Annotated in this window: 12 protein-coding genes; all 12 read right to left on the reverse strand. The window is 35.8% G+C overall.

Annotated features, from left to right (window positions below):
- Position 1: 1 nt before the first annotated feature.
- Entirely contained in the window at positions 2 to 835 is an 834-nt protein-coding gene (gene rfbD, locus DQX05_RS07910; RefSeq protein ID WP_119792446.1) for a dTDP-4-dehydrorhamnose reductase, read from the reverse strand.
- The gene (gene rfbB / locus DQX05_RS07915) at positions 832 to 1,854 is read right to left on the reverse strand and encodes a dTDP-glucose 4,6-dehydratase (RefSeq protein ID WP_119792448.1); all 1,023 of its coding nucleotides are present in this window, start codon (positions 1,852 to 1,854) and stop codon (positions 832 to 834) included. Before rfbB ends, rfbD begins: the two co-directional genes overlap by 4 nt.
- A 24-nt stretch (positions 1,855 to 1,878) precedes the next feature.
- Complete coding sequence (locus tag DQX05_RS07920; protein WP_259391858.1) at positions 1,879 to 2,706, reverse strand: glycosyltransferase family 2 protein; 828 nt, start codon at positions 2,704 to 2,706, stop codon at positions 1,879 to 1,881.
- 14 nt (positions 2,707 to 2,720) lie between these two features.
- Positions 2,721 to 3,530 carry a sugar phosphate isomerase/epimerase family protein gene (locus DQX05_RS07925; RefSeq protein WP_119792451.1) on the reverse strand — a complete coding sequence of 270 codons (810 nt, stop codon included), beginning with the start codon at positions 3,528 to 3,530 and terminating at the stop codon, positions 2,721 to 2,723.
- Entirely contained in the window at positions 3,527 to 4,303 is a 777-nt protein-coding gene (locus DQX05_RS07930) for an NAD-dependent epimerase/dehydratase family protein (protein ID WP_119792453.1), read from the reverse strand. The genes DQX05_RS07925 and DQX05_RS07930 overlap by 4 nt, the downstream gene beginning before the upstream one ends.
- A 20-nt stretch (positions 4,304 to 4,323) precedes the next feature.
- Positions 4,324 to 5,295 carry a glycosyltransferase gene (locus DQX05_RS07935; protein WP_182914670.1) on the reverse strand — a complete coding sequence of 324 codons (972 nt, stop codon included), beginning with the start codon at positions 5,293 to 5,295 and terminating at the stop codon, positions 4,324 to 4,326.
- The gene (locus tag DQX05_RS07940; RefSeq protein ID WP_119792785.1) at positions 5,292 to 6,404 is read right to left on the reverse strand and encodes an FAD-dependent oxidoreductase; all 1,113 of its coding nucleotides are present in this window, start codon (positions 6,402 to 6,404) and stop codon (positions 5,292 to 5,294) included. Before DQX05_RS07940 ends, DQX05_RS07935 begins: the two co-directional genes overlap by 4 nt.
- 16 nt (positions 6,405 to 6,420) lie before the next feature.
- The gene (locus DQX05_RS07945) at positions 6,421 to 6,768 is read right to left on the reverse strand and encodes a DMT family transporter (RefSeq protein WP_119792457.1); all 348 of its coding nucleotides are present in this window, start codon (positions 6,766 to 6,768) and stop codon (positions 6,421 to 6,423) included.
- A gap of 171 nt (positions 6,769 to 6,939) precedes the next feature.
- Positions 6,940 to 7,503, reverse strand: coding sequence for a dTDP-4-dehydrorhamnose 3,5-epimerase (gene rfbC, locus DQX05_RS07950; RefSeq protein WP_119792459.1), 564 nt, complete (start codon positions 7,501 to 7,503; stop codon positions 6,940 to 6,942).
- A 123-nt stretch (positions 7,504 to 7,626) separates the two neighbouring features.
- A complete protein-coding gene (galE, locus tag DQX05_RS07955; RefSeq protein WP_119792461.1) occupies positions 7,627 to 8,643 on the reverse strand; it encodes a UDP-glucose 4-epimerase GalE in 1,017 nt (338 codons plus the stop codon).
- 24 nt (positions 8,644 to 8,667) lie between these two features.
- Positions 8,668 to 10,740, reverse strand: coding sequence for a DUF6020 family protein (locus tag DQX05_RS07960; RefSeq protein ID WP_119792463.1), 2,073 nt, complete (start codon positions 10,738 to 10,740; stop codon positions 8,668 to 8,670).
- The gene (locus tag DQX05_RS07965) at positions 10,733 to 11,677 is read right to left on the reverse strand and encodes an NAD-dependent epimerase/dehydratase family protein (protein ID WP_119792465.1); all 945 of its coding nucleotides are present in this window, start codon (positions 11,675 to 11,677) and stop codon (positions 10,733 to 10,735) included. The genes DQX05_RS07960 and DQX05_RS07965 overlap by 8 nt, the downstream gene beginning before the upstream one ends.
- Positions 11,678 to 11,699 lie beyond the last annotated feature (22 nt).

The following is an 11,699-nucleotide window of genomic DNA, read 5'->3' on the forward strand; positions in this document are numbered from 1 at the left end:
GTCAATGTAAGTAATCACGCAAGGCTTCTCGCCAGTGTCGAATCGGCGTGAAGCCATTCACTCGAATGGCCATCGGCTCCATAACTGAGTAACGAGGCCGGGGAGCCGGACGCGGGAATTGCTCTGTCGTACATGGGTCAACCCTGACAGTCATCTTGGCTTCTTCAAAAATAGCTTTGGCAAATTCATACCAGGTGCATATTCCCGTATTCGATGCGTGATAGATGCCATACTTTTCAGTCGCAATCAGTTCTTCCAAAAAGAACGACAAATCACACGTGTATGTCGGCGATCCCCATTGATCATTGACGACTTGTAAGGAATCGCGTTCTGCACCAAGCTTTAACATCGTTTTGACAAAATTACTGCCCGAAGCTCCATACACCCAAGACGTTCTTACAATAAACCAACGGGAACTTAAAGACTGAACCAATTGTTCCCCCGCTCGCTTCGATTTTCCGTACACGGTTAATGGATTGGTATTGTCATATTCATAATAGGGGCTTGAGCTATTGCCGTCAAATACGTAATCTGTGCTGATGTAACAGATTTTGGCTTTCACATGCTCTGCTGCTGCAGCAATATTTCTTGTGCCGATGGCGTTCACCAGATAGGCGTTATCTTGATCCGTTTCTGCATGATCGACCGCGGTATAAGCCGCACAATGAATGATAGCCTCTGGCCGCACTTCATTAATAATATCTTTGCATTGTTTCTCGTCCGTAATATCTAGTTGCGATCTACCCATACCAATTGTATGATGCCCTTTTTCAGCAAAAAGGCGGACTACGTCCGCCCCTAACTGCCCATTAGCGCCTGTTATGAGTACTTTCATACATACTCCCCCAGCCGTTTCCCGTATTGTTTTTCATAATATGTTTGGTATGCTCCTGACTGTATTCTTTCCCACCATGTTCGATTATTTAAATACCAGTCAATTGTTTCTTTAATTCCTGTCTCAAAGGTATGCTTGGGCTTCCAGCCGAGTTCAGTCGTTATTTTCGTCGCATCAATTCCATAACGGCGATCATGCCCTAAGCGGTCTTCCACATACTTGATTAATGAGTCCGGTTTTCCAAGCTGTTCGAGGATTGTTCGAACAATGTGAATGTTCGTCCGTTCATTGTTCCCGCCTATATTATATACTTCACCATCGCGGCCTTTATGAATAACCAAGTCAATGGCGCTGCAATGATCCTCGACGTATAACCAGTCACGAATGTTAAGTCCATCCCCATAAATCGGGAGCTCTTTATCATTCAAAGCATTCGCAATCATTAATGGGATAAGCTTCTCCGGGAATTGATAGGGTCCATAGTTATTCGAACAGCGTGTAATATTTACAGGAAGACCGAACGTTTCATGATACGCCCGTACCAGCAAATCTCCTCCAGCCTTACTAGCCGAATATGGGCTATTAGGTGTCAGGGGAGTCGTTTCAGAAAACAACCCCGTTTCCCCAAGGGAACCGTAAACTTCATCCGTCGATACTTGCACGAATTTTGTGACAGCGTGCTTTTTGGTAGCATCAAGAAGCACTTGTGTTCCTAATACGTTCGTCTTTACAAATATTTTAGGGTCAAGAATACTCCGATCGACGTGGGATTCTGCAGCAAAGTTGACAACTACGTCTACACCTTCGCTAAATAGCTTCTCCATCGCATGAGAATCTGCAATATCTGCTTTAACAAAGCTATAATTTGGGTTTTCTTGAATTTCGCTCAAGTTCTCAAGATTACCAGCGTAAGTTAACGCATCTACGTTAACTATTTTATAGTTAGGGTATTTGTTCAGCATGTATAAGACAAAGTTACTGCCGATGAATCCTGCTCCACCTGTTACGAGTAATTTCATAGAAATCCCTCCCCCTTAATCTAGCTAAACATCGCTCTTATAGTCGATCTTGCCACTATTAATCACGGTACTCTTAACGTTATACTTCCCTCTCATTAAATTGAATAAAATCTTAAGCAGAAGTATATTCCCTCTTAATGGGCCTATCTTTGTTGGTATCTTTCCAATAGGATATGTTCTAGTTACTGGAATTTCCTTAACCTTATATCCTAATTTAGGTGCTTGGACAGATAAATAAGCAAGCAATTCGTACGTATCAAAAATTGCTCGAAAAGGTTGCACATTTTCGGAACGCAAAAATGTAGCCGAGTGTCCTCTAAATCCATTTGTTGTATCTGAATATTTAAATCCCGATAATAGAGAAATGAAAGGGGCATGAATAAATTTAATCGCGAGTTTTCTTGATAGCGGCGTATTGATTTCTTTCCCCCCCGGAACATACCTAGAGCCTTGTATAAAATCATAACCTTGCTCTAATTTTTCTATAAATAATGGAATCGACTCTACACTATCCTTATTATTACCATCAATTGTTATTATACCTTCATATTGTTCTTGTAAAGCGTATGCAAAGCCCATTCGAAGCTGAGCACTTAACTTACCCTTGTCTTGTTTGACAAGCAATGCTCTAATACCTATTTGATTAAGAAATGATGGCTCTAAAGAATTATCGGTACTCCCTCCATCAAGAATTATAATGTCCACTTTTTCTACAAAAGGGGACATTCTTTCTAACTGTTTTTTGATTTTCTCACCTTCGTTTATGACAGGCACGCATATACAGTATTTATGAGTTTTTTCTGAAAATTCAGTGATACTGTAGTTAGGAATTTCCCAATCCTTTTCGATCACGTATACAATCTCCTTTAGTATATCTCTGATACGAATTGCAAAGCCCTTTTGACACTCTCAGCATTCGATTGTTTTAGGCCATTTTTCATCTCAATTGATACCCAATTATTATACCCCAAAGACTTCAATATCCTAGAGTAAAGATGGTGCTGTACTTGAGAGGAACCTATTAACTCTAAGTAAGGTTCACTAACATGAAAATGAGCCAAGTAGGGAAAGCTCTTTTCCAATGCGTTTGATATGTCTTCTTCAGCCAAAAACATGCCCGCAGCATCCAAATGCAACCGAAACCCTTTGCTTCCAACTTCTTGAACTAGCTCCAATCCTTCCGATGAATTTGTAACGAACTCACAGCCATAATGAACGGGATTTGGCTCGATACAAAATTGGACATTGTTTTCGATAGCATACTCACCTACTGCATGAAAGAAAGGAATAGCAATATTATACTGTTCTACTTTGGTCAAATCTCCTATCAATCTATTTTTAGGAGATCCAAACACAAGGGATTTTACCCCTAATTCTCCAGCAAGTTCAATAATACGGAATAAATAGTTTTTCATTTTTTGACGTGAATTCTCTTCGCGAAATAAATGCAAACTATTTTGACCAAAAAGTAGGGATTGCATGGCTACTATGATAATATTCTTCTCCAACCAATAGCATTTGTATTGATCCGCTTGTTGAGGACTGCAGTCAGTAGGGTTGCCCCACACTTTTGTCGGGGCAATTTCTATTCCTCTAACTTTATAATCTCTAAGGATGTTAATTATCTCCTTCTCCTCATGTAAATCCCATGCGAGATTTGATATTGAAATTTTCATACGAGTTTCAACTTCTCCTCTCGTATAAAATCACGAATATCATTTAAAATATCTTGTTTATTGGCTATATATTCACAACTTTGCCCACAAAAAAGATTAGCATATATACTTTTCATTCTGTAGTGAACTGGTTCCTTATCTGTAACGTTATTAAATTCTTCACCTAGGCAAAAGTTCGAGATTTCACTTGCCATTACTGGTTCAACAGCAAAATTAACCAGATTAAGATTGTTGTTAAGAGCCGTTTGAATATTACTCCAAATGTGTTCCATATTATAGAATTGGAAATAACTTTCACCATGAGTCAAATAAAGACAATTGTTGTGAATAAGATCATAAATGAAGTTTTTCTTCAATCCTTTTCCAAATAAGCCCGGTAATCTGACTACCAAAACATTTTCAAACTTCTCATTCACAAACTGTTCTAAGTAATACCGATGACGTCCGTATGGATCCGTCACACTAGGATTAATCGAGGTTGTTTCATCTACATCACATGGATATTGGTATACATCCACAGTTGATATTAAAACAAATCGTTTTGTTTTTACACTTCCTATATGTTTCATTAGCTTTTTGATATTGTCGAGATCCTCATCTGGAGCCTGGTTAGCCCGCCATTTAACAGCAGGCGCTCCTGCACATACGATTAAATCATATTCCATAGACTCGATCTCTTGTATATTTTTTGAGTTATATAAATCATCAAACTGAGTTTTTCGCATTAATGTGGAACCTACAAATCCTGTATAACCAATCAGACATGATTTCAATGCAAATCCCTCACCTTCATCTATTCCTTGGAAACTGCAACTTCATAAATGGCCAAATTTTTCTTTTCCTTATACATTTCAACAGATTTTGTACTATAAAATGGCCTGTTTTGAAGTTCAACTAGAATGCGTGAGATATACTCTCCGATTATACCTACAATAAAGAAAATGCCCGCAAAGCCAAAGGAGATCAAAATCATCAAAGTTGTCCATCCTTGAACAACTGATTTGTTAAACAAGTAGTTATAGAGTGCATAACTTCCCATAAAAACAGAAAACACAAAAAACAAGCTAGATAGTATATGAGACATTTTTAAACCAAAATTTGAGAATGAGACGAGCGCATCAAACGCTAGCGAGATGTTCTCTCTGTTTAGTTGTTTAGATTTAATACTGCGATTGGTTGTCGAATTATACTTTATCAACTTTTTTGAATATCCAGTGTACTCATACAAAGCTTTCCTATATCTAACTTTCTCTTTCAGACTCAGCATAGAATTTAACGCTCTTCTAGTAACCAAACGAACAATTTCTGTTGACAATGATAATTGTAGATATGACACTTTATTCAATAACATGTAGAACAATTTTGACTTCCATGAAGTTAAGCCAGACGAAGCAGCAACAATATCAAATCCACCTTTTGTGGCTGTCTTAAACATGTCCTGAATTAATACTATGGGGTAATCTATTACTGCAGACTCAATTTCATAAACGAAATCCCCCATTGACCGGTTCAAACCAGCCATCATGGCATGTTCTACACCATGCTTTCTAGAAAGGTTAATAATTGTAGTATCTCCATGCATCTGCTTAATTGCTTCTCTTGCTCTTATCAGCGTATTATCTTCACTACAATCATTAACAATAATTATCTCATAATTCTTAAATACTCTATTTACAGCCTGATCGAGGTTTATTAATGTCTCCTCAATAATCGTTTCATCATTGTACGTATATATCACTAGGGATATAAATACTTGTTCTTTCACAATACTTCCTCCAAATCATAAATAGTGTTGAACTTACCCGAGAAGACAGATATGAAAGAAGGCTGCTTAGAAAACTCTTTAATAATTGTTGGCCTAGAGTCATCTAGTTCTGAAGCGCTTATTAAGGCCTTTACCGCAAATAATGATTCTTTAAAAGTAACTTTTATCTCAGGAATTAAGTATTTCTTAGACAACTGGTGCATTCGATTCCAAGCGCTTTGCGGCCTAGATATGCAAGTATTGCAGTTAGCTAATTGGTTTGGTGTACAAAAGTCATTTCCAGCTTGGCAAGAAAAACTAGGTAATGAATCATAACAAGATTCATGAGGAGTATGACCAACAGATGTTAGTGAGTGTGAACCTGTTTCTCCAAATGGCATTATTGAAAAAAACGGTCCATCCATCACTGTAACTCCAATATTTTTAAAATTTTCCGAAACATCCATTAATATTACTTCACAAATTTCATATTTCGTTTTAAATAGTTCAAACTTGAACTTTTCCAAAATTTGATTAGTACTTGCATAAGTAGCATTTAGCACACTTGGAGCATGAATGATGACTCCGTTCATAAACGACAATATATATCCGTCATCTACCCTTTCTACTGTATCTAACTTCATATTATAGAAAATTTGTACATTTTTCTTTTTTTCAAATTGCGCTTTATACCAACTACGAATAATTGCTGCGTCGTAAGTGTATTCAACTGTCTCGAAAGTCGCTTCAACTGTTCCAGGATTAAAGTAGGTTTTACTGCTAACTTCATGAGCAGGTATGTTGACATATTCACAAAATCTCAAGAATTGTTCTGCATTAGTTAAAGAGTCATTGGAAGAAATGGCATAAATTTTTTTGAATCTGTCATTAATCGCAAAAGAAAAATCTCTGACAAATCGTTCGTAATAACTAGCTGATTTTTCTGCTGTTGAAACACTTCTCGGATAATGATATCCATTATGTACACGAGCTTGATTAATATAACTAGCACGCTGGATAGATTCAGAATCATATTCAACTATAGCTATTTTCATATCACGTTTAGCTAATGTATGAGCAGCATAAAGCCCGTAAATACCTGCCCCAAAAATTACGTAATCGAATCTCAATCGATACATATCCTCTCTATATAAAAATTACGATAGCTCCTATCACCAATATTAATACACCCACTAGTTTGGTTAATGTTAAAGGTTCACAGAACAAAAAAATTGAGCTCAAAAAGACCCCTATAATTGTTAATGCCTGTGCACCAGGTGCAACTCTACCCAATTCGCCTTTAGAAAGCGCAAAGAGATAAATAAAGAAGCTAAATACATAAAGTACAGCGCCAAACCAAATGTGTGCGGAAGATAATAAACGCCAAAAACTTTCTGTGGAAAAACCTTCTAACCTGATATCGTTTAACCCGTACTTAAGAGTAATTTGTGCAGCTATATTTAAAGCTACTGACAAAAGCATATAGGTAATCATTATTGCTTCTCCTAATTGGTAAATAGGAGGTAGATTTTCTCCCCCTATTTACCTTAATATATGAACCTAAATATTAATAATGAACTTAACCTCCTTACTAAGGAGATTACATTATAGATGATGATGTTTTTCTAATCATCATAAAGGCACAACCTTCTTCAAAAACTAAAATTATTCCTCCACGCTAAAAATAAAGTTGGTTTCTGATTTACCAAGTAAAGGTGCCAGTTGATCCTTTTCAGAGAGTATAGGTTCTTTTACAGGCCAATTAATTCCCAATGCGGGATCATTCCAATATATTCCCCGCTCATGTTCTGGTGAATATACTTCGTCAACTTTATAAACAACAACTGTATTGGGAGCTAAAGTACAATAACCATGAGCAAAACCTTTCGGTATTAGTAACTGTTTGTGATTTGTATCACTCAAAATAACTCCAACCCATTGACCATATGTCGGTGAATTTTTACGAATATCAACAGCAACGTCATATATCTCACCTGATACAACATACACTAGCTTCGTTTGGGCTTTAGGATTAAGTTGATAATGTAATCCTCGTACAACACCACCCTTAACAGACAGCGAACAATTATCTTGCACAAAACAGTAATCAATTTGGTGGTCGCTGAATTTCGCTGCACTGTAACTTTCTACAAATACTCCTCGATGATCCCGATAAACATCCTGCTCAATAATGCGAAGCCCTTTTAACTTTGTATCAATTACTTTCATCGTCATCCTCCAAAAAACTTACAGTTTAAATCATTCAACAAAGATGAAGTAGTCGAATAGTATCTACTGTATATGTTTGTTAAGAGTCTAGGTCCAGGGAAATTTTATGACTATTAAAATATTTTATATTGCCCCCACTCTACCTCTGCTTTTTAAAATATACCTCCAAGCATCCTTGCACATGTCGTCGATATTTTTTTTTGCTACCCATCCTAAATTTTTTTTTGCTTTACTCGTGTCCGCGTAACACTGAGCAATGTCACCAGGGCGTCTGCCAACAATTCGATATTTTATTTTTCTACCAGAAGCTTTTTCAAAAGCTCTAATTACTTCAATCACACTGTACCCTATTCCTGTACCAAGATTAATAATATCTACTCCAGTTGAAGTGATTACATTTTCAAGAGCCTTGACATGACCTAAACTTAAATCAACAACGTGCAAGTAATCACGAACCCCCGTTCCGTCACAAGTGTCATAATCACCGCCAAATACGTCCAGACATTCTAGCTCACCTATTGCTACTTTTGCGATATAAGGCAGCAAATTATTTGGGACTCCAACTGGATTTTCACCAATTAATCCGCTTGTGTGGGCTCCGATAGGATTAAAATATCTTAATATATTGATACTCCACCCGTGATCAGATTTAAATAAGTCTTGCAGGATATTTTCGGTAACCAATTTTGAGTATCCATATGGATTTGTAGTTGTCGTAGTAGAGTCCTCTGTTATCGGTAGCTTTTGTGGATCACCATATACTGTAGCTGAGGAACTAAACACTAGTTTTTTCACTCCAAACTCCCTCATTACCTCACACAATACAAGTGTGCTCCCCACATTGGTCCCATAATAACCTAAAGGATTATTTATTGATTCACCTACAGACTTTAATCCAGCAAAATGTATAACAGCTTCAAGTTTGTGTGTATCAAAAATCTTTTTAAGTAAGGATCTGTCTTCCAAATTCCCTTTATAAAAATAAAATTTTTTATTTGTAATTTCGCTGATTATATCAATAATTTCAGGTTTTGAATTACTAAAGTTATCAATAACTACAATCTCGTAGCCAGAATTAATTAATTCAACACAAGTATGACTTCCTATATATCCTGCTCCTCCTGTAACTAATATCGCCATAACATTTTGTCCTTCTTTCATATCTTAATTATTAGATTCTTTACGATGTTTGCCAATTAGATAAATACAACACAGTAAAATAATTGGAGCTATTAATATGTTACAGTATACGTACCGAAGATGCTGAGCTGGAGTCGTCAGCATTAATCCCGCAGTGTTTAATAAAGCTGGAAGAGTAGATAAAAATAATAAACTCTTCTTCCTATATAGAAAAACAATCATTCCAAAAACAATAATATATAACTGAATACCGCCTCTCCATAGTAACCAGTTAATTTTTCTATCTTCAGTAATCTCTAAAAATTTATTAACACTCTCTCTATATGATTGGGTACTCGTATTACTCTCTAGTCCCAAATCATTTGGATCTATGCCTCTCTGAGTCGTATAAGTAAACGAATCTATAGGCTGCACAATTTCCCATATAATTGATGTTAATTTAAACTGATGTTCTATAAGAATCATAGGATCCTGTCTCAAAACATGAAACCATATTTTCAATATGTCTCCTGTATGAAGTTGCAATTGTTCTTTATCAATGCCAGAATGATAAATTAAGGGGTCAGAACTGTATGGATAATAATGACTCTTCCATTCTTCAAGTGGATAAATATTATTTAGTATTCTTTTTTCATCCTCAGTAAAAGGAAAATCTGCTGAAATCGCTGCAGCTAATTGATGTACATTAGCAGAAATCTTAAACCAATCTTCTGTTGGCTTGACATTAAGAAGCGCATTTAGTGGATATGTCACAAAAAACATCCCTAAAGCAACCATAACAATAATATTGCGTACAATTTTTAAGTCCTTTCTATATAACCAGATGAAAACTAAGATAACACCTATCATCGGAAGTATCCCGTTATGTCGCAGTGTTCCTACTAAAACTAATATTAAACTCAAACAAAATTGCCATTTAAACTTATTAAGACTAATCATTTGAAAGGATGACCAGATTAAAAATATCGTGAGAAATAACAACGCCGTACTATAAGGTACATCCTTCCACAAACTAATAGGTATCATAGCATTTGAAGGAAGTAATGCAGTAACAACGCTAGCCAATAATATGTACCCCTTCTTCACTCCGATCCTTTCCAAAGTTGCCATGCCCAAACCTAATGCCGCCAATAAGAAAACAACCTGAAAAAGAACTACCATGGCGGGAGATAACCATATTCTCGTCACTAACCAATTGAAAAGTGTATGAATTACAGGATGATTATTATTGAAATTAAAACTTGTGAATTGTCCCCATTGATTGATTGAATCTGCACTCATTAGACCTGGGAAATAAACGATCCAATAAAAGCATATGGAAATCATACTGGGTAATGAATACAAAACAACTTTTTCAAACCAAACAAATTTTGGGGAACCGGACATTTGATACTGAATAAACACAAGAATTTTATAAAACAAATATAAAAGCATTATAAAAACCAGTGCTGCTTCTAGATTAAATACACTCACCCAACGTATTTTATTTTGTTCAGAAACTGAAACTGTAGTTTGATGTTCGTTGTAGAGATCAATCACTTGTTCAGTGTTATTTATACCTACTTTAACTTTTCCAGACCAATCATGGGATACAAATTGTATCCCAACCTCTCCAGATACATTCAAATTCCATTTTAATGCATCATCGATTTTACTTGAGTTATGGAGTAACATATTATTTTTAAAATGCCAATCCCCATTGTGATCCATACTTAATAGATCCAATTCTTTTCCGTCAACAGAAATTTTTTTCACCCATACTTCATTGGATTTAGAATTTATATTTTTTTCTGGCAATGGGGTAATCTCTACCGCAACATTTTTTGTCTCGTTAAGATTTTGTAGATGTGCAACACTAAATATACTTGTAAACAATAAAGATAAACAAATAGCCAGAAGTATTGTTGGAACTTTGAATTTTACTTTATAATCCACTGACACCCTAGAAATCAGAAATTCCGAGAAAACCGTTAGGGCTATTGTTATAAACAAAATACTTAATAGAGGTAACTTTAACAGCCCATGTAAATTAATCGCTATGATAAGACTAACAACAAAGTTAACTATCTTTAATAAAAACGTACGGTTCTTATTCATTTGCTCCAATTCTCCCTTGGGCATTAAATTTACTCGACAGTAGTATCTTGTGAATGCCCTCGTTCAGTGAAACTTTTGGTTTCCATAATAATTCTCTTTCTATCCTAGTGATATCCAAAACATTTCTTTTCACATCGATACTTCGGGCATCTGAATACTTAATGTGAGCCTTTTTCGTTGTTTCCTTTGATATGGCTTCAATAATATCTAATAGTGTATGACCTGTTCCTGAACCTAAGTTAAACACTTTCTGTTGTCCCGAATAGTGTAATAATTTACACAAAGCATCTACCACATCATCTATATATATATAATCTCGTGTATTCAAGCCATCTCCCCAAATTTGAATTTCTTCTTCTTTTAGGATTTTATTAAGAAATATAGGGATAACACCTTGTCCTTTTCTTCCGTCTTGTCCTCTACCATACGGATTCGATAACCGTACTATGCAATAATCCAATCCGTACTCATGATTATATAATTGCAAGTATTTCTCAATCGTTAATTTTTGAATGCCGTACGAACATATCGGATTCAATGTGTGTTCTTCGGGAATTACTTCGAGTTGCGTATCGCCATAAACTGTTCCACCAGAAGAGAGAAAAACGACCTTTATATGCCCTGTTTTGACAATATCCTCAAGTAATTGGATTGTAGGGCACACATTGGTTTTTATATCAAATATCTTATTTTCATTCGAAGTAGAGGGAATAGTAGTACTAATTAAATGAAAGACAAGATCAATCCCTTTAAGATAAGGTGTAAAATCTTCCGTTTGGACATAATCAATTTCTATGAAGTCTACATTTGACAAATAGTGAATGTTGTTATTTTTGATACTTCGATCTAAGATCCTTACATTGTGATTTTGCTTCAATAATTCTTGGCATAAATTCGAACCGATAAAACCATTTCCACCTAAAACAAGTACATTCATTTACAGTGCCCCTTATTATTCT

It is taken from the genome of Paenibacillus thiaminolyticus, assembly GCF_003591545.1.
GTDB classification, from domain to species: Bacteria; Bacillota; Bacilli; order Paenibacillales; family Paenibacillaceae; genus Paenibacillus_B; species Paenibacillus_B thiaminolyticus_A.